Source organism: Serratia sp. CY33802, assembly GCF_052169095.1.
GTDB lineage: Bacteria > Pseudomonadota > Gammaproteobacteria > Enterobacterales > Enterobacteriaceae > Serratia > Serratia bockelmannii.
The window spans coordinates 909,381-928,724 of the sequence record NZ_JBJNLL010000001.1 but is presented as its reverse complement, the minus strand read 5'-3'; the positions used below and the strand labels follow the sequence as shown (position 1 = coordinate 928,724).

Here is a 19,344-nt window from a genome sequence, read left to right as displayed (position 1 = left end):
CGCCGTATGCACAAATACGGCATTATCATCGCCTTTTTCGCCCTGTGCCTGATCGTGGCGCTGATTGGCGAATATCAGGTCGCTCAGGGGGCCTGGAGCAGCAATTATTTTCTCAGCAATGAAAACACCCTGATCGTCCTGCGCCAGGTCTCGATCAACGGCATTCTGGCGATCGGCATGACCTTCGTCATCATTACGGCCGGCGTCGATCTCTCCGTGGGCTCGGTGCTGGCGTTAAGCGGGATCGTCGCCGCCCGTTTCGCCACCAACAACAGCGGATTGGCTATCGGCGACACCGCGACCGCCGTCATGGCGCCGCTGATTGTGGCGCTGGGCATCGGCATCGTTTGCGGCCTGGTGAACGGCACCGTGTTAGCCCGTTATCGGCTGCAGCCGTTTATCGTCACCATGGGCATGCTCTCCGCGGCGCGCGGGTTAACCATGTTGACCACCAACGGCAATCCGGTATCGCAATTGAACAGCGATTTCCGCTGGTTAGGCAATGGCTATGTCGGCGGCGTTCCGGTGCCCGTCATCATCTTCATCGTGCTGTTCGCCCTCACCTGGCTGGTGCTGAATAAAACCCTCTTCGGGCGTTACATCTACGCCGTCGGCGGCAACCCGAAAAGCGCGCGCACCTCGGGGATTAACGTCACCCGCATCAAAATACTGGTGTATACGCTGTGCGGCGCACTGGCCGGCATCGCCGGCCTGATCCTCACCGCACGCACCGGTTCGGCGCAGACCAACGCCGGCGCAGGGTATGAGCTGGACGCCATCGCGGCGGTGGTGATCGGTGGCACCAGCATGGCCGGCGGCGTCGGTACGCTGGTCGGCACCTTCTTCGGCGTGCTAATTATCGGGGTGATGAATAACGGCCTCGATCTGCTCGGCGTGCAATCGTATTACCAACAAATTATCAAAGGCGCATTGATCGTTCTTGCCGTATTGCTCGACCCATCGCGTAAGCAACAGCGCGATTAATAACATCAGACCCAACTCTACCAGGAGAAAACCATGAATAAGACCAAGATAGCGTTGTTTGCCTCTGCCATGATGCTCGGTAGCCTGTCGGCAGCTCAGGCCGCCCCGGTTAAAATCGCGGTATTGATGTACGGCAACAAAGCCGAGTTCGTGCAATTGATGGAAAGGTTCGGGAAGGAACACCCGGCGGTGAAAAGCGGCGAAGCCGTGCTGACCTTCTACGATGGGCGTTATGATGCATCGGTGCAAAACGATCAGGCCGCCACCGCTATCCAAACGCGCGCCGATGCCATTATCGTCAACCCAATGGATTTTGAGGCCAATATCGATATCGTCACCAATGCCAACGAAGCCAAAATCCCGGTGGTGGTCACCAACGCGCGCCTGAACACGGACGCGATGACGTCTGAAGTGGTGTCTAATGACGAGTTGGGGGGGTATCTGGAAGCCAAAGCCGTCTTGGACAAACTCGACTGCAAGAACCAGAAGGTGAACGTGGTGATTATCGAAGGCCCGAAAGGCGGCAGCGGCGAGATCCAGCGCGGCAAGGGCAACGATAAAGCGATTGCCGAGTGCGGCGCCGGCCAGGTCACGGTACTTGAGCGCAAAACGGCCAACTGGTCACGCGCGGAAGCGCAGCCGCTGATGGAAAACTGGCTGCAGAAGCACCGGGGTAAAATCAACGGCGTGATTGGTCAAAACGACGAGATGGCGCTGGGCGCTATCGAAGCGATCAAAGGCGCCGGCCTGAATGTGAAGGACTTCGCGATTGCCGGCGTTGACGGCGTCTCCGACGCGATTCATGCGGTGCAGGCCGGTGAAATGGTCTCTATCCTGCAAGATGCCAAAGGCCAGATGCAGGGTTCCATCGACGTCGCGCTGCGCGCCGTGAAAGGTGAAAGCTATCAACCACAGTCGGATATCTGGAAACAGTACGCCAAGGATCTGAAATGGGAGGGTGGCACGCAGAAGCATTACTACATTCCGTGGACCGTCGTTACCACAGAGAATGCCCAGCAACTGTTGGACGCGCGCAAGTAATGTCCGGAGCCCCCTGCACGCAGGGGGCCTTTGCTCCGAAGCTTGCCGCAGGCAAAAAAAAAGCCAGCACGGAGTGGCTGGCTAAAAAGTTCTTCGAGGGAATATCTTGTGCGATAAACATACGCCTTTCACTGCGGGCTTTACTAGCTATCAGTGCGATAGGCACCCTCAGTTAAAATCAACGCCTGCATATCGGTGAACATCGTTTCCCATTCCGCCTGGTCGATATCCATCAAACCAAAGTAACGCAGCATAAAGGCGCCTTCGGTGGCGAGAAACGCCAGGCGCGCGCGCTTGCCTTCTTCCGTCGTCAAATCCAAACCGGCGATGCGGCTGCGATACCATTCACGCGTGCTCGCCAGATGCTCCGGCGTTTGAATCAGCGTCGCCATTAGCCCGGCGGCCTTGGCGCTGGCGGTCTGATCCGAGCTTTGCGTCGCCAACATATGCGCACGCACGCCGGTCTGCGGCGAAGGATCGTCACCGGCGATAGCGGCGAACAGCGTCTCGTAGGCACTGCCCCAGCGATCGAACATGGCATCAATCAGGGCGTCTTTGCTGCCGAAACAGTACTGCACCCCGCCCTTGGAGATCCCCATCGCTTTGGCGACGGCGTCAATGGTCAAGCCGGCGGCGCCCTGGGTGGCGACGATCTCTTCGGCGGTGTCCAAAACTTTGTCGCGATCGATGCTGCGTTGACGTCCCATTAAGAAACCCTTCTTTTCAATACGAACGTATGGATATATATTATCGCCAGTATACCACCCGGCATCGCCGGAGGGTTACCACAATGGCGGTGCCTTCGCGCCTCCCACGTTAACTGGATTATGACTTATGTACGCCAAGAACCGCTGGTTAATCCTGACAATGGTCGCCAGCGCCCTGTTCCTGATTGTTATCGACATGACGGTGCTCTATACCGCTCTGCCACGCTTAACCCAGGCGCTGGACGCCAGCGCATCGCAAAAACTCTGGATCGTCAACGCCTACCCGCTGGTGGTCGCCGGGCTACTGCCCGGCGCCGGCATGCTGAGCGATCGCATCGGCCATAAGCGGCTGTTTCTCGCCGGGCTGCCGGTGTTTGCCGTCGCGTCGCTGTGCGCCGCTTTCTCGCCCACCGCCGAGTGGCTGATCGCCGCGCGGGTATTCCTCGCCGTTGGCGCGGCAATGATGATGCCCGCCACGCTGTCCATCGTGCGTCACGTCTTTACCGACGAACGCGAACGCGCGCTGGCGATCGGCATCTGGGCCTCGGTGGCCTCCGGCGGCGCGGCCATCGGCCCGGTGGTCGGCGGCCTGCTGCTGGAGTATTTCTGGTGGGGATCGGTGTTCCTGATCAACGTACCGGTGGTGTTGCTGGTCTGGCCGCTGGCGTGGAAACTGATCCCCCGCTGCGGCGGCGATAACCCGCGCCCCGCCGATATCGTCGGCTCGGTGCAGATCATGATCGGTCTGGTCGGCGCTATCTATGCGCTGAAGGAACTGAGCAAGCCGGCGCCTGACCTCAGCGCGTTGCTCGCAGCGGCCCTGATCGGCATCCTGTTCCTGGTGCTGTTTGTGCGTCGTCAGCAGCGCAGCGCTCACCCGATGATCGATTTCTCCCTGTTCCGCAACCGGCTGTTCGCCGGCGGCATCGGCGTGGCGTTGCTGTCGATGGTGGCCCTGATCGGCGTCGAGCTGGTGCTCAGCCAACGCTTGCAGCTGGTGCTCGGCCTCAGCCCGCTGCAGGCAGCGCTGTTCATCTTGCCGATCCCGCTGGCCTCGGCGCTGGCGGGGCCAATGGCCGGTTTACTGTTGCCGCGCTACGGTGAGCGCAGCATCATCCTCGGCGGTTTCGTCCTGACCGCCTTCGGCATCGCCGGCCTCGCCCTGTGGTATCAAAGCAGCATGGCACCGCAGCTGGTGAGCCTGGCGTTGGTGGGCTTTGGCCTCGGCGGCGTGATCACCGCCGCGTCCACCGCCATCATGCTGAACGCGCCGGAGGAGAAATCCGGCATGGCGGCCTCTATCGAAGACGTCTCCTACGAGCTGGGTGGCGTGCTGGGCGTGACGCTGCTCGGTGGGTTGATGACGGCGGTTTACAGTCACAGCCTGGCGCTGCCGGCGGCGCTGCCGGTCAGCGATCTGGCCTACGACAGTATCGACGAAGCCCTGCGTCTGGCCGCCGGAATGGCGGCCGATCGCGCGCAGCAGCTGACGCAGCTGGCGCGTTTGGCCTTCGATCGCGCCTTTATTACGGTGCTGATCGCCGCCGCGCTGTTAATGGCGCTGGGCGCCGGCGTGGTAAAACTGGCGCTGCGCAAGTAACCGATAAAAGCGGCTTTTTTCGCCGGCGGATCCTGCGTAAACTGATTCGGCAATTTGCTCGACGGATTTATCGTCATCGGTTTAAGCGATGGTAATGATGCCTGTTATCGTGTTTAACCCTGCGATAAATCCGGTTACTGTAACAGCTATGGAAATTGATTCTGTCTACCCTTGGAACGAATAATCAGGAGAAGATTATTATGGCAACGGCGAAGAAAGCAGCGAAAACCCATATCGGCCTCGACAGTAAACAATCGGCAAAACTCGCCGAAGCGCTGAATGCGCTGTTGGCGAATTATCAGGTGCTGTATATGAACGTGCGCGGCTATCACTGGAATATTACCGGCCCGCAGTTCTTTGAGCTGCACGCGAAATTCGAAGAAACTTACAACGATCTGCTGACCAAGGTGGATGAGCTGGCGGAACGTATCCTGACGCTGGGCTCGCAGCCGCGTCACGCTTTCAGCGACTATCTGAAAACCGCCGACATCAAGGAACACACCAACGTGACCGATGATAAGGGCACGCTGCGCGGCCTGTTGGAAGGGTATTCAATCTTGCTGCAGCAGCAGCGTGAACTGCTGACGGTAGCGGCAGACGCCGGCGACGAAGGCACCGCGTCATTGATGAGCGATTATATCAAAGAGCAGGAAAAACAGGTCTGGATGCTCAACGCCTATCTGGGCAAATAACCCTGACGCCATAACAAAACAGTCCCTCTCGGGACTGTTTTCGTTTTACCACTCGCAGGATACCGCAAACAGCAGCGCACGCCGATGCTGATCGTCCAGGCGGCGCCGCACCCGGATAATATGGCGATTGCTGCACGACTGGCGTTCCAGCCAGCGATGCCGGCGACGTTGGCTCTGTCGCAACATGCGCCAACGGCCCACTTCATTTCTACTGCGTCTCATAATTCCGTCACTCGTTCGTCTAATGCCAACCGCGGGCATTATAGCCCTTTCCGCCCGTGATCCAAGCCGCCGTTATCGGCAACATACCGGACGTCGCACCGGCAAAAGCCCCCCTTTCAATTTCGGCAAGTGCCTTAACTTCATCATATTTATGTAACATAAGCGCCGATAAAAGGTTTCGCCTTGCCCGATCTGTGCGTACACTCATCATTGGTGGTTTGCGAACGGGATTTTTCGCCTTTATGACAACATTTTATACCGTAATCAGTTGGCTCATGGTGTTCGGCTACTGGCTGCTGATCGCCGGCGTGACGATGCGCATTTTGATGAAACGCCGTGCGGTTCCCTCTGCCATGGCCTGGCTGCTGGTTATCTATATTCTGCCGCTGTTCGGCATCGTGGCCTATTTATCGTTCGGCGAGCTGCATCTGGGCAAGCGCCGGGCCGAGCGCGCCAAGGCCATGTGGCCGTCGACCGCGCGCTGGCTGAAGGAACTGAAAGAGAGCCGCCGCATCTTCGCCACCGAATACAGTAAAGTCGCCGAACCGCTGTTCCAGCTGTGCAACCGCCGCCAGGGCATCGACGGCGTCAAGGGCAACCAGCTGCAGCTGCTCACCACCACCGACGACACGCTGAAAGCGCTGATCCGCGACATCGAGCTGGCGCGCCACAACATCGAAATGGTGTTCTATATCTGGCAGCCCGGCGGCCTGGTCGATCAGGTGGCCGAATCGCTGATGGCCGCCGCCCGGCGCGGCGTACACTGCCGCCTGATGCTGGACTCCGCCGGCAGCCTGCAATTTTTCCGCAGCCCCTACCCGGCGATGATGCGCAACGCCGGCATCGAAGTGGTCGAAGCGTTGAAGGTCAACCTCTTGCGCGTGTTCCTGCGCCGCATGGATCTGCGTCAGCACCGCAAAGTGGTGCTGATCGACAACTACATCGCCTATACCGGCAGCATGAACATGGTCGATCCGCGCTACTTCAAACAGGATGCGGGCGTCGGCCAATGGATCGATCTGATGGCGCGCATGGAAGGCCCGGTGGCCACCACCATGGGCATCGTCTATGCCTGCGACTGGGAAATTGAAACCGGCAAGCGCATTCTGCCGCCGCCGCCGGACGTCAACATCATGCCGTTCGAGCAGGAAAGCGGCCACACCATTCAGGTGATCGCCTCCGGCCCCGGCTTCCCCGAGGAGATGATCCACCAGGCGCTGCTGACCGCGGTTTATTCCGCGCGCGAGCAGCTGATCATGACCACGCCGTACTTCGTGCCGAGCGACGATCTGCTGCACGCCATCTGCACCGCCGCTCTGCGCGGCGTCGAGGTCAGCATCATCGTGCCGCGCGACAACGATTCGATGATGGTGCGCTGGGCCAGCCGCGCGTTCTTCTCCGAGCTGCTGGAAGCCGGAGTGAAAATTTATCAGTTCGAAGGCGGTCTGCTGCACACCAAGAGCGTGCTGGTTGACGGCCAGCTTAGCCTGGTCGGCACCGTCAATCTGGATATGCGCAGCCTGTGGCTGAATTTCGAAATCACCCTGGTGATCGACGACGACGGCTTCGGCAGCGATCTGGCCTGCGTGCAGGAAGATTACATCGCCCGTTCCCAGTTGCTGAACGCCAAAGAGTGGCTGAAGCGGCCGTTCTGGCATCGCCTGGTTGAGCGCCTGTTCTACTTTTTCAGTCCGCTGCTGTAAAAGCCGCAACGAGCGTGCTTTAATAGCGCCAAATCATTTGTTATCAGGATTTTTTTATGGATTTGAATAACCGCCTTACCGAAGACGAAACGCTGGAACAGGCCTACGACATTTTCCTCGAATTGGCCGGCGACAATCTGGATCCGGCGGATATTCTGCTGTTCAATCTGCAGTTTGAAGAGCGCGGCGGCGCAGAACTGTACGATCCCTCCGAAGACTGGAGCGAGCACGTGGACTACGATCTGAACCCAGACTTCTTCGCCGAAGTGGTGATCGGTCTGGCGGACAGCGACGGCGAGCCAATCAACGACGTGTTCGCCCGCGTGCTGATCTGCCGCGAGAAAGACCACAAGCTGTGCCACATTCTGTGGAAAGAGTGATTCGCCGCCAGCGCATCGGATAAAAAAGCCCCGCTTATTCAGCGGGGCTTTTTGTTGCCGGCTAGCGGCGCATTACAGCGGATCGACCTTCAGGCAGGATACCGCGTGGCGGAAGCTGCCCTCCAGCAGCGGACGCGTCTTGGCGCACTCCGGCCCGGCGATCGGGCAGCGGGTGCGGAACACGCAGCCGGTCGGCGGGTTGATCGGCGAAGGCAGCTCCCCTTCCAACAGCTGGATCTGTTTTTCCTTCTCCTTGTCCGGATCCGGGATCGGCACCGCCGACATCAGCGCTTTGGTGTAAGGGTGCTGCGGGTTGTGGTACACCTCATCATAGGTGCCCAGCTCCACCGCATGGCCCAGGTACATCACCAGCACGCGATCGGAAATGTGCTTCACCACCGCCAAATCGTGGGCGATAAAGATCAATGACAGCCCCATCTCGCGCTGCAGCTGCTGCAACAGGTTCACCACCTGCGCCTGAATCGACACGTCCAGCGCGGAGACCGGCTCGTCGCAGATCACCAGCTTCGGTTCGAGGATCAGCGCGCGCGCGATGCCGATACGCTGGCACTGACCGCCGGAGAACTCGTGCGGGTAGCGGTTGATCAGGTTAGGCAACAGGCCGACCTTCAGCATCATCGCCTTGACCTTGTCCTTCACTTCCTGACGCGGCATTTTCGGGTAGTAGGTGCGCAGCGGCTCGGCGATGATCTCGCCGATGGTCATGCGCGGGTTGAGCGAAGCCAGCGGATCCTGGAAGATCATCTGGATATCGCTGCGGGTTTTACGCCAGTCGGCGTCGCTCATGCCCAGCAGATCTTTGCCCAGCCAGGCGACGCGCCCGCTGGTGGCCTTCACCAGGCCGATGATGGCGCGCGCGAAGGTGGATTTGCCGCAGCCGGATTCGCCGACCACGCCCAGAGTTTCCCCCTCGAACAGCCGCAGCGTGACGCCATCGACCGCCTTCAGGGTTTTCGGCGGCTGCCAGAACCACTGTTTGTCGTCATGAATGTCGAAGTGCACTTTCAGATCGGCGACTTCGAGCAGCACTTTCTTGTCGGTTACCGCTGTCATACCAACGCCTCCACCGGTTTAAAGCAGGCGCGCAGGCGCCCTTCCCCAAATTGCTCCAACGGCGGAGCGCTCGCGCACTGTTCCATGGCGTACGGGCAGCGCGGCTGGAACGGGCAGCCTTTCGGCAACCGCAGTAGGTTCGGCGGGTTGCCAGGAATGGTCAACAACGCTTCGCCTTCGGCGTCGAGACGCGGCACCGCATTCAACAGACCAATGGAGTACGGATGGCTCGGCTGGTAGAACACCTCGCGCGCGCTGCCGTATTCCATGGTGCGGCCGGCGTACATCACCAGCACCTTGTTGCAGATGCCGGCCACCACGCCCAGGTCGTGGGTGATCATGATGATGGCGGTGTTGAACTCGCGCTTCAGCTCGTTGAGCAGCGTCATGATCTGCGCCTGGACGGTCACGTCCAGCGCGGTGGTCGGCTCGTCGGCGATCAGCAGCTTCGGCCGGCACAGCAACGCCATGGCGATCATCACGCGCTGGCGCATACCGCCGGAAAACTCGTGCGGGTACATGCGCATGCGCTTGCGCGCCTCCGGCATTTTCACCGCGTCGAGCATGCGGACCGACTCTTCGAAGGCTTCGCTTTTGCTCAGTTTCTTATGCAGCATCAGCACTTCCATCAGCTGTTCGCCAACGCGCATATAAGGGTTGAGCGAGGTCATCGGGTCCTGGAAGATCATCGAGATCTCCTCGGCCCGCAGCTTGTTAAGCTGATTTTCCGGCAGGTTGAGGATCTCGCGGCCGTTGAATTTGGCCGAGCCGCCGATGCGGCCATTGCTCGCCAGCAGCCCCATCAGGGCGAACGCGGTCTGCGATTTGCCTGAGCCAGATTCACCGACGATGCCAAGCGTTTCGCCGGCGCGCAGATCGAAGTTCAGATCGTTTACCGCCGTCACGTCGCCGTCCGGCGTGGAAAACGTGACGCGCAGGTCTTTCACGTCCAGCAGCGGCGACGTTTTGACGCCGGCGCCGGTTTGCAGTTGAGGATGTTCAATGGTGCTCATGGTTGCACTCCTTAACGATCTTTCGGGTCGAGGGCGTCACGCAGGCCATCGCCGATAAAGTTGAAACAGAACAGAGTGACTACCAGGAAACCCGCCGGGAACAGCAGCAACCACGGTGAAACTTCCATTGAGTTGGCGCCGTCGCTGAGCAATGCGCCCCAACTGCTCAGCGGCTCCTGCGTGCCCAGCCCCAGGAAGCTGAGGAAGGATTCGAACAGGATCATGCTCGGCACCAGCAGCGACGCGTACACCACTACCACGCCGAGCACGTTAGGCACGATATGCCGCAGCACGATGTTGCGCGTGGAGACGCCGCACACCAGCGCCGCTTCGATGAACTCCTTACGCTTGAGACCGAGCGTTTGGCCGCGCACGATACGCGCCATATCCAGCCACGACACCATACCGATCGCCACGAAGATCAACAGGATATTCTGGCCGAAGAAGGTCACCAGCAGGATCACGAAGAACATGAACGGGAAGGAGTTGAGGATCTCCAGCAGACGCATCATCACCGAGTCGATCTTGCCGCCCAGATAACCGGACATCGCGCCGTACAGGGTGCCGACGATCACCGCCACCAGCGCCGCCGCCACGCCGACCATCAGCGAGATACGCCCGCCAATCGCCACGCGCACCAGTAGGTCGCGCCCGGAGGAATCGGTGCCGAAATAGTGCCCCGATTCCAGGCTTGGCGCGGCGGACATCATCGCCCAATCGGTATCGTCGTAGGCAAATTGCGACAGCATCGGCGCCAGCACCACAAACAGCGTGATCAACACCAGGATGAACAGGCTGCTGACCGCCGCACGGTTATGCATAAAGCGCCGGCGCGCGTCTTGCCACAGGCTGCGTCCTTCCACTTCCAGCTTCTCGCTGAAGTGTTCCAGAGCTTCGCTGTTCTTTTTAGTCAACATCATTCGCGTGCTCCAGATTAATAACGGATTTTCGGATCGATGACCGCATACAGCACATCGACGATCGCGTTGAACAGAATGGTCAGAGCGCCCACCAGAATGGTCAGGCTCAACACCAGGGAGTAGTCGCGGTTCAGCGCGCCGTTAACGAACAGCTGGCCGATCCCCGGCAGGCCGTAGATGGTTTCGATCACCATCGAACCGGTGATGATCCCGACGAACGCCGGGCCCATATAGGACAGCACCGGCAACAGCGCCGGCTTCAGCGCGTGGCGGAAAATGATGCGGCGCATCGGCAAGCCTTTAGCGCGCGCGGTGCGAATGAAGTTGGAGTGCAGCACTTCAATCATCGAGCCGCGCGTGATACGGGCGATGCTGGCGATATAGGCCAGAGACAGCGCTACCATCGGCAAGATGATGAACTTAGGCGCGCCGCCGTTCCAGCCGCCGCCCGGCAGCCATTTCAACGTGATGGCGAAGATCAGCACCAACAGCGGCGCCACCACGAAACTGGGTATCACCACCCCGGTCATGGCGAACCCCATCACCGTGTAGTCCCATTTGGTGTTCTGATTCAACGCGGCGATCACGCCGGCGCTCACGCCCAGCACCACCGCCAGCAGAAACGCGGCCAGGCCGAGTTTGGCGGAAACCGGGAAAGAGCTGGCAACCAGATCGTTGACCGAATAGTCCTTGTATTTAAAGGACGGGCCGAAGTCTCCCTGCGCAAGCTGCGCCAGATAATGACCGTACTGTTTCCAGATCGGGTCGTTCAAATGGTATTTGGCTTCGATATTCGCCATAACTTCCGGCGGCAATGCGCGTTCCCCGGTAAATGGACTGCCGGGCGCCAGGCGCATCATGAAGAATGAGATGGTGATAAGGATAAATAGTGTCGGGATCGCTTCCAATAAGCGACGAAGTATAAATTTAAGCATTGCCCTAACCCTGTGCGACAGCCTGATGACGGCTTATTATTCTCAACATGGGCCGGCGGCCTGCGCCGCCGGCTCTTACCGTATCAATGCTTGATGATGTACAGGTTTTTGTCGTACACGTTATCAAGCGGATCTTTGCCGGTGTAGCCACCGACGTAAGGTTTCACCAAACGGGCGTTCACGTAGTAATACAGCGGAACGATGGCGGAATCTTTATCCAGCTGAACTTCCGCTTTCTGATACAGATCGGCGCGCTCGTCTTTGCTCTTCGCGGTCAACACGTTGGCCATCAGCTTGTCGAACTCGGCGCTCTTATAGTGCGGGGTGTTACTGCTGCTGTCGGACAGCATCATGTTCAGGAACGAACTCGGTTCGTTGTAGTCGGCGCACCAGCCGGCGCGCGCCACGTCATAGGTCCCCTGATGACGGGTATCCAGGAAGGTTTTCCACTCCTGGTTCACCAGCTTCACGTCCACGCCCAGGTTTTTCTTCCAGATGGACGCGGCGGCGATCGCCAGCTTCTTGTGCAGATCGGAGGTGTTGTACAGCAGGGAGAAGGTCAGCGGTTTGCCCGGGCCGTAGCCGGCTTCCGCCAGCAGTTTCTTCGCCACTTCGTTGCGTTTTTCCTGCGTCCAGCCGAACCACTCCGGCGCGGTCAGCTTGGCGCCGTCGGTGTATGGCGGCGTAAAGCTGTAGGCCGGCAGATCGCCCTGGTTTTTCACCTTGTTGACGATGATGTCGCGGTCCATGCCCAGCTTCAGCGCTTCACGCACGCGCGCATCGGTGAACGGCGCCTTCTGGTTGTTGATTTCGTAGTAGTAGGTGCACAGGTAAGGATCGACATGCACCTCTTTCGGGATCTCTTTCTTCAGCTTCTGGAACAGTTCGATCGGCATGTTGTTGTAGGTCATGTCGATTTCGCCGGTGCGGTAGCGGTTAACGTCGGTCACTTCCGATGAAATAGGCAGGAACGTCACTTTATTGATGATGGTTTTGGCGTTATCCCAATATTCCGGGTTGCGTTCCAGTACGATGCGTTCGTTGACAATCCAGTCTTTCAGTTTGTAAGCGCCGTTGCTGACGTAGTTGGCTGGCAGCGTCCACTTCTCGCCAAACTTCTCCACCGCGTCTTTGTAAACCGGCTTCATGGCGTAGTGTGGGGTCATTTCAACCAGATAAGGCACCGGCTCGCTCAGGGTCACCTGGAAGGTGTGGTCGTCGATGGCCTTCACGCCCAGCGTCGACTTGTCTTTTTTACCGGCGATGATGTCATCGACGTTTTCCACATGGGCGTACTGCAGGTAGCTGGCGTAAGGCGATGCAGTTTTCGGATCCACTACGCGCTGCCAGCTGTAGACGAAATCTTGCGCCGTCACCGGCTTGCCGTTGGACCATTTGGCGTCTTTACGCAGGTGGAAGGTCCAGACTTTGAAATCTTTGTTATCCCAGCTTTCCGCGACGCCCGGCACGATGGAACCGTCCGGGCTGTTGTTCGCCAAGCCTTCCATCAGATCGCGGGTGACGTTGTTTTCCGGCACGCCCTCGATTTTATGCGGGTCAAGCGACTGCACTTCGGAACCGTTATTTTTGACAATTTCTTGCTTGTCGGCCAGTTGCACGCCGGCAGGAACGTCGGCGGCAAAGGCGGAGGTGGTTGCTGTGATGCCCAGCGCGGCGATGACGCCGGCGGCAATGAGCGTTTTCTTCGTGATGTTGGTCATACTTATCGACTCCAGTTTTTATTATCACAGGCTCTTCGTGGAACCTGCGTTGCCCGTAAGCGGACTCTGTTTTCCCGCCGCCGCGGAACGAATGCGGCGGCCGGCCTTCCCTATATTCCTCCGCGAGTTAGCGCAAGGAATACCCCTTTACTGCTTGATAATGTACAGATTTTTAACGTCGGTATAGTCCAGCGGGTCTTTGCCGGTGAACCCGCCTACCGTCGGCTTGATCAACCGTGCGCTGACGCGGTAATAAACCGGGACCAACGCGGAGTCTTTGTCCAGCTGAGCTTCCGCCTGCTGATAGAGCGCGGCGCGCGCGGCCTCATCCGGCGCCTTCAGCGTAGCGGCCATGATGGCGTCGAACGCCGGGCTCTTATAGAACACGGTATTGATACTGCTGTTGGACAGCACCAGGTTCAGGAACGCACTGGGTTCGTTGTAATCGCCGCACCAGGTGGCGCGCGCCACATCGTATTGCCCCTGATGGCGGCTCTCCAATGAAGTCTTCCACTCCTGATTGCGCAGCGTGACCTCCGCACCGAGGTTCTTCTTCCACATCGATGCGGCGGCGATCGCCTGCTGTTTGTTTTGATCGGAGGTGTTGTAGAGCAACGAGAACTTCAGCGGTTTGGCATCGCTGTAGCCCGCCTCCGCCAGCAGCTTCCTGGCTTCGGCGTTGCGCTGTTCCTGGCTCCAGCCGGCCCATGCGGGCTGCGTAAAGTTCGCGCCCTCCGTAAAGGTCGGCGTGAAACTGTAGGCCGGGATCTGTCCCTGGCCCATGATCTTGTTGGCGATGATGTCGCGATCCAGCGTCATCTTCACCGCCGTACGCACGCGTGGATCGGTAAACGGCGCCCGCTTGTTATTGAGCTCGTAATAGAAGGTGCACAGATAAGGGTTAACGTGCAGCTGTTCGGGCATTTCGCGCTTCATCTTGACGTACAGGTACGGCGGGATCGCGCTGTTGGTGATGTCGATCTCGCCGCTGCGGAAGCGGTTGACGTCGCTGACTTCCGAAGTAATCGGCAGGAAGGTCGCCTGATTGATCACCGTCTGCTTGTTGTTCCAGTAGCTCGGGCTGCGCTCCAGCACGATGCGCTCGTTCACCACCCACTCTTTCAGGCGGTAAGCGCCGTTGCCGACGTAGTTGGCGGGTAGCGTCCATTTATCGCCGAATTTCTCCACCACCGCCCGTTTGACCGGTTTGAGCGACGTGTGGCTCAGCATGCTGATGAAATACGGCACCGGTTCGCTGAGCGTCACCTGCAGCGTCTGGTCATCCAACGCCTTGACGCCGAGGGTCTGCGGAGGCTTCTTGCCGGTCAGGATGTCGTCGATATTGTCGACTTTGGTGTATTGCAGATAGCTGGCGTAAGGCGAGGCGATTTTCGGATCGGCCAGGCGCTGCCAGCTGTAGACGAAGTCCTGCGCGGTCACCGGAGTGCCGTCGCTCCACACCGCGCCGGGGCGCAGGTGGAAGGTCCATTGCTGATAATTCTGGTTTTCCCAGCTCGCCGCCGCCGCCGGCACCACATGCCCGTTGGCGTCGGTGCTCACCAGCCCTTCAAGTAGGTTAAGAATGATATTGCTTTCCGGTACGCCCTCGACCTTATGCGGATCCAATGAAGCCACTTCGCTGCCGTTGTTGATCACAATATTCTGTTGCTGCGCCAACTGAACGCCGGCCGGCACTTCCGCCGCCAAACTGTTATTTATGGCGCCGACGCTCAACGCGCCGCTAATCAACAAGGTCAAAGAAGTACGCTTCAGGGTTTGCTGCATAATCGAGGCTCCTTTTCACCGACAAGCATCGCTTATCGAAGTTTGTGAAGTGTTTATAAGAATTCTAAATAAACGGATACCAGCAAAAATCATTCCCGTTTTTATGGCGCATTTCAGTTAATTGACCACGGGAAAGTTGCTCGGAAATTAGCAGAAGCCAAATTCCATAGCCAATAAATTTTACGAAAATGTTAAGCAATTCTCTTTTATCGCACGAAGCCCGATCCGCTCCCCGAGAGCGGGGCACCGAAAAAACAAAATCATCACTTTGATTTTAAAGATAAAAAAACCAAAATCATTTCGTTTGAAACCGTCAGCGTCATCTCACCGCCGCACAAAGAAACATTCAGTTAACAATCCAGCCATTCAAAGAACAAACACCTGCCTATGGTCGGTTAATCACTAATAACACCTGGATGAAAGTGAGACAAGCCCCACAGAATGATGTGATTAATTTAACAACAGCTTTACCGTTGAACGGGGACAAAACGCGCGGAAATGGGGGAAGAAAAGTGTCTGAAATAACGCTTAGCGTTTTTTTTGCACAGCAAGATGAGATTTATGCAACATAAGGGTGCAACCGAATAAATTTTATTCATCCTCTGCACTATAATAATGCGAACCAATAAATAATTTAAATTTTAAAATTAATTTTAGCCGCGCCAACGCGAAAGGTGCGCGGCTAAACAAAGGGTATTACAACAGGCCGGGGAATATCGCCTTAATGCCCGTAACGATAAACTCGATCCCGAGCGCCATCAGCAACAGGCCCATGATTCGGGTGATCACGTTGATGCCGGTCTGCCCAAGCAAACGCACCAACAGCGGCGCGGCGCGGAACAACAGCCAGCAGCAAAAGGCGAACAAGGCGATCGCCACCGTAAAACCGAGCAGGCTTTGCCAGTTGTGATAACGTGAACTCCAGACGATGGTAGAACTGATCGCCCCCGGCCCCGCCATCAGCGGCAGCGCTAACGGCACCACGCCGATGCTTTCGCGGATCGCGCTCTCCGACTTCTCCTGTTTGTTCTGTTTGTCTTCCCCCAGCTTGCCGCTGATCATCGACATGGCGATGGTCACCACCAGAATACCGCCGGCGATGCGGAACGAATCGATAGAGATGCCGAACATCCGCAGGATCCCTTCGCCCAGGAACAGCGAGGTCCACAGAATGATGGCGACCGACAGGTTGGCGGTCAGGTTGGTTTTGTTGCGCCCCGCTTCCGCCTGATAACTGGTCATACTGATAAACACCGGCAAGATGCCCACCGGGTTGACCAGCGCAAACAGACCGACAAAGAACTTGATAAAGCCGGAAAGATCCAACAGAGATTGGCCCACAGATGGCTCCGCATTAAGTACTATAAAAAGGTGTGCTGCCTATGCGCGCTAATGTAATGGAATTGCCGCGGGTAATCCATCCGGCCAGAGCAGCATTTTTGACTACCAGCAGGTTATGCAACAAAACAAATGCCCTTTGTTAAAGTGATGTATGGCCTTTTGATTTTTTATGTTGAAAAAAGAGTCACCGCTCACAGTTATCGAGAATAATTCCCAACACCAGCAAGCTGAAAGGTGTCAGCTTGCACTTTTCATGATTTAGATCACAAATCAACTACCCAACTGTGGGTAAGCTCTTAGTCGTAGTCAGGGAGTAGAACAAAGTAGGCCGCGGCATCGCCGGTTCTGTTCTCCTCACTGCCTGCCCCTCCGGTTGGCGTAGGGTGAAGCTCTTTAAGCAAATCAGCAGCATGCGAAGAAATAACGCGGGAAGACCCCGGTATTCTCATCACCGCTTATCCCCGTTACGACTATACTAGTGGCTCGCACGGCTTATTTACTGAAAGAGTTTAACATTATCAGGAGAGCATTATGGCTGTAACGAATGTCGCTGAACTGAACGAGCTTGTCGCACGTGTCAAAAAAGCCCAGCGCGAATATGCCAACTTCACTCAAGAGCAAGTGGATAAAATCTTCCGCGCTGCCGCCCTCGCCGCTGCTGATGCCCGTATCCCATTGGCCAAAATGGCCGTGGAAGAATCCGGAATGGGTATCGTCGAAGACAAAGTGATCAAAAACCACTTCGCTTCCGAGTACATCTACAACGCCTATAAAGATGAAAAAACCTGTGGCATCCTGTCTGAAGATGACACTTTCGGTACCATCACCATCGCCGAACCTATCGGCCTGATTTGCGGTATCGTGCCTACCACCAACCCAACTTCTACCGCGATCTTCAAAGCGCTGATCAGCCTGAAAACCCGCAATGGCATCATCTTCTCGCCGCACCCGCGTGCGAAGAATGCCACCAACAAAGCCGCCGATATCGTGCTGCAAGCCGCTATCGCCGCCGGTGCGCCGAAAGACATTATCGGTTGGATCGACCAACCTACCGTCGAGCTGTCCAACCAACTGATGCACCACCCTGACATCAACCTGATCCTCGCCACCGGTGGCCCGGGCATGGTGAAAGCCGCCTACAGTTCCGGCAAACCGGCAATCGGCGTCGGCGCCGGCAATACGCCGGTCGTGGTAGACGAAACCGCAGATATCAAACGCGTGGTCGCCTCTATCCTGATGTCCAAAACCTTCGACAGCGGCGTTATCTGCGCTTCCGAACAGTCGGTCATCGTTGTTGACGCTATCTATGATGCGGTACGCGAGCGCTTCGCTTCCCACGGCGGCTATCTGCTGCAGGGTAAAGAACTGAAAGCGGTGCAGGACATCATCCTGAAAAACGGCGGCCTGAACGCGGCCATCGTCGGGCAATCCGCACCGAAAATCGCCGAAATGGCCGGCATCAAAGTGCCGGCCAACACCAAAGTGCTGATCGGTGAAGTGAAGCTGGTCGACGAGTCTGAACCTTTCGCACATGAAAAACTGTCGCCTACCCTGGCGATGTACCGTGCCAAAGACTTCGAAGACGCCGTCGCCAAAGCCGAAAAACTGGTCGCCATGGGCGGTATCGGCCACACGTCCTGCCTGTACACCGACCAGGATAACCAAACGGCTCGCATCGCCTACTTCGGCGATAAAATGAAAACGGCTCGCATTCTGATCAACACCCCGGCTTCTCAGGGCGGTATCGGCGACCTGTACAACTTCAAACTTGCGCCTTCGCTGACGCTGGGTTGCGGTTCCTGGGGTGGTAACTCCATCTCTGAAAACGTCGGACCTAAACACCTGATCAACAAGAAAACTGTAGCGAAGCGAGCAGAAAACATGTTGTGGCATAAACTTCCGAAATCGATCTACTTCCGCCGTGGCTCACTGCCTATCGCGCTGGAAGAAGTGGCGACCGACGGGGCGAAACGCGCCTTCATCGTGACCGACCGTTTCCTGTTCAACAACGGCTATGCCGACCAGATCACCAAGGTTCTGAAGTCTCACGGTATCGAAACTGAAGTGTTCTTTGAAGTGGAAGCCGATCCGACGCTGAGCATCGTGCGCAAAGGCGCCGAGCAGATGAACTCCTTCAAACCGGACGTCATCATCGCGCTGGGCGGCGGTTCGCCGATGGACGCCGCGAAAATCATGTGGGTGCTGTACGAACATCCTGAAACCCACTTCGAGGATCTGGCGCTGCGCTTCATGGACATCCGCAAGCGTATCTACAAGTTCCCGAAAATGGGCGTGAAAGCGAAGATGATCGCCATCACCACCACCTCAGGCACCGGTTCGGAAGTCACGCCATTCGCCGTCGTGACCGACGACACCACCGGACAGAAATACCCCCTGGCCGACTATGCGCTGACCCCGGACATGGCGATTGTCGACGCCAACCTGGTGATGAACATGCCAAAATCCCTGTGCGCCTTCGGCGGTCTGGATGCGGTAACCCACGCGCTGGAAGCCTACGTGTCGGTGCTGGCGAACGAATACTCCGACGGCCAGGCGCTGCAGGCGCTGAAACTGTTGAAAGAGTATCTGCCGGCCAGCTATAAAGAAGGCGCGAAAAACCCGGTTGCCCGTGAACGCGTGCACAACGCCGCCACCATCGCCGGTATCGCTTTCGCCAACGCCTTCCTCGGGGTTTGTCACTCCATGGCGCACAAGCTGGGTTCGGAGTTCCACATTCCGCACGGCCTGGCCAACGCGATGCTGATTTCCAACGTCATTCGCTACAACGCGAACGACAACCCGACCAAGCAAACGGCCTTCAGCCAGTACGACCGCCCTCAGGCGCGCCGCCGCTACGCTGAAATCGCCGACCACCTCGGCCTGAGCGCACCGGGCGACCGCACTGCGCAGAAGATTGAGAAACTGCTGGCCTGGCTGGACGAGCTGAAAACCGAGTTGGGCATCCCAACCTCCATCCGTGAAGCGGGTGTGCAGGAGGCGGACTTCCTGGCGAAAGTCGACAAGCTGTCGGAAGACGCATTCGACGACCAATGCACCGGCGCCAACCCGCGCTACCCGCTGATTGCCGAACTGAAGCAAATCATGCTGGATACCTTCTACGGCCGCGAATTCAGCGAAGCGGTCGACGGGGAAGCGGCGGCTCCGGCTGCAGCCAAAACCGCGGTAAAGAAGCCCAAGAAATAACGGTTCCGTGAACCGATAAAAA

The 19,344-nt window shown here is 57.7% G+C and carries 16 protein-coding genes; 7 read left to right on the top strand and 9 right to left on the bottom strand.

Annotated features, from left to right (window positions below; all coding sequences use genetic code 11):
* Positions 1 to 6: 6 nt before the first annotated feature.
* Both ACJ8HA_RS04405 and ACJ8HA_RS04400 read left to right on the top strand, forming a co-directional pair.
* The gene (locus ACJ8HA_RS04405; RefSeq protein ID WP_421131136.1) at positions 7 to 984 is read left to right on the top strand and encodes an ABC transporter permease; all 978 of its coding nucleotides are present in this window, start codon (positions 7 to 9) and stop codon (positions 982 to 984) included.
* Positions 985 to 1,017: 33 nt separating this feature from the next.
* The gene (locus tag ACJ8HA_RS04400; RefSeq protein WP_025303066.1) at positions 1,018 to 2,025 is read left to right on the top strand and encodes a substrate-binding domain-containing protein; all 1,008 of its coding nucleotides are present in this window, start codon (positions 1,018 to 1,020) and stop codon (positions 2,023 to 2,025) included.
* A 143-nt stretch (positions 2,026 to 2,168) separates the two neighbouring features.
* Here the strand turns inward: ACJ8HA_RS04400 and ACJ8HA_RS04395 are convergent, their stop codons facing one another.
* Positions 2,169 to 2,732, bottom strand: a complete 564-nt coding sequence (locus ACJ8HA_RS04395; RefSeq protein WP_025303067.1) for a TetR/AcrR family transcriptional regulator — start codon at positions 2,730 to 2,732, stop codon at positions 2,169 to 2,171.
* A gap of 127 nt (positions 2,733 to 2,859) precedes the next feature.
* On the opposite strand from ACJ8HA_RS04395, the gene smfY reads away from it, so the two are divergent.
* Positions 2,860 to 4,332 (top strand): multidrug efflux MFS transporter SmfY, encoded by a 1,473-nt coding sequence (gene smfY, locus ACJ8HA_RS04390; protein ID WP_025303068.1) that lies wholly within the window; start codon positions 2,860 to 2,862, stop codon positions 4,330 to 4,332.
* A gap of 200 nt (positions 4,333 to 4,532) precedes the next feature.
* Entirely contained in the window at positions 4,533 to 5,024 is a 492-nt protein-coding gene (locus ACJ8HA_RS04385; RefSeq protein WP_004932132.1) for a Dps family protein, read from the top strand.
* A 45-nt stretch (positions 5,025 to 5,069) separates the two neighbouring features.
* On the opposite strand, the gene ACJ8HA_RS04380 is transcribed toward ACJ8HA_RS04385, so the two are convergent.
* Positions 5,070 to 5,246: a YciY family protein gene (locus ACJ8HA_RS04380; RefSeq protein ID WP_025159792.1), complete on the bottom strand. Its 177-nt coding sequence runs from the start codon at positions 5,244 to 5,246 to the stop codon at positions 5,070 to 5,072.
* Positions 5,247 to 5,488: 242 nt separating this feature from the next.
* Here ACJ8HA_RS04380 and cls point away from each other — a divergent pair, with 242 nt between their 5' ends.
* Positions 5,489 to 6,949, top strand: coding sequence for a cardiolipin synthase (gene cls / locus ACJ8HA_RS04375; RefSeq protein ID WP_025303070.1), 1,461 nt, complete (start codon positions 5,489 to 5,491; stop codon positions 6,947 to 6,949).
* A 56-nt stretch (positions 6,950 to 7,005) separates the two neighbouring features.
* Positions 7,006 to 7,329, top strand: coding sequence for an HI1450 family dsDNA-mimic protein (locus ACJ8HA_RS04370; protein ID WP_004932139.1), 324 nt, complete (start codon positions 7,006 to 7,008; stop codon positions 7,327 to 7,329).
* A 72-nt stretch (positions 7,330 to 7,401) separates the two neighbouring features.
* Here ACJ8HA_RS04370 and oppF read toward each other — a convergent pair whose 3' ends face one another.
* The 7 genes from oppF to ACJ8HA_RS04335 all read right to left on the bottom strand — a co-directional run bounded on the left by oppF (position 7,402) and on the right by ACJ8HA_RS04335 (position 16,118).
* Entirely contained in the window at positions 7,402 to 8,403 is a 1,002-nt protein-coding gene (gene oppF / locus ACJ8HA_RS04365) for a murein tripeptide/oligopeptide ABC transporter ATP binding protein OppF (protein ID WP_025303071.1), read from the bottom strand.
* On the bottom strand, positions 8,400 to 9,416 hold the full coding sequence (locus ACJ8HA_RS04360; protein ID WP_043142468.1) for an ABC transporter ATP-binding protein: 1,017 nt from the start codon (positions 9,414 to 9,416) through the stop codon (positions 8,400 to 8,402). Before ACJ8HA_RS04360 ends, oppF begins: the two co-directional genes overlap by 4 nt.
* An 11-nt stretch (positions 9,417 to 9,427) precedes the next feature.
* Entirely contained in the window at positions 9,428 to 10,336 is a 909-nt protein-coding gene (gene oppC / locus ACJ8HA_RS04355) for an oligopeptide ABC transporter permease OppC (RefSeq protein ID WP_025303073.1), read from the bottom strand.
* Between the two features lie 14 nt (positions 10,337 to 10,350).
* A complete protein-coding gene (gene oppB, locus ACJ8HA_RS04350) occupies positions 10,351 to 11,271 on the bottom strand; it encodes an oligopeptide ABC transporter permease OppB (RefSeq protein ID WP_004932150.1) in 921 nt (306 codons plus the stop codon).
* A gap of 83 nt (positions 11,272 to 11,354) precedes the next feature.
* The gene (gene oppA, locus ACJ8HA_RS04345) at positions 11,355 to 12,992 is read right to left on the bottom strand and encodes an oligopeptide ABC transporter substrate-binding protein OppA (RefSeq protein WP_049207079.1); all 1,638 of its coding nucleotides are present in this window, start codon (positions 12,990 to 12,992) and stop codon (positions 11,355 to 11,357) included.
* A gap of 147 nt (positions 12,993 to 13,139) precedes the next feature.
* The gene (locus ACJ8HA_RS04340) at positions 13,140 to 14,777 is read right to left on the bottom strand and encodes an ABC transporter substrate-binding protein (RefSeq protein WP_049207077.1); all 1,638 of its coding nucleotides are present in this window, start codon (positions 14,775 to 14,777) and stop codon (positions 13,140 to 13,142) included.
* A gap of 696 nt (positions 14,778 to 15,473) precedes the next feature.
* Positions 15,474 to 16,118: a YchE family NAAT transporter gene (locus ACJ8HA_RS04335; RefSeq protein WP_015378089.1), complete on the bottom strand. Its 645-nt coding sequence runs from the start codon at positions 16,116 to 16,118 to the stop codon at positions 15,474 to 15,476.
* Between the two features lie 531 nt (positions 16,119 to 16,649).
* Here ACJ8HA_RS04335 and adhE point away from each other — a divergent pair.
* Complete coding sequence (gene adhE, locus ACJ8HA_RS04330) at positions 16,650 to 19,322, top strand: bifunctional acetaldehyde-CoA/alcohol dehydrogenase (RefSeq protein WP_142590315.1); 2,673 nt, start codon at positions 16,650 to 16,652, stop codon at positions 19,320 to 19,322.
* Positions 19,323 to 19,344 lie beyond the last annotated feature (22 nt).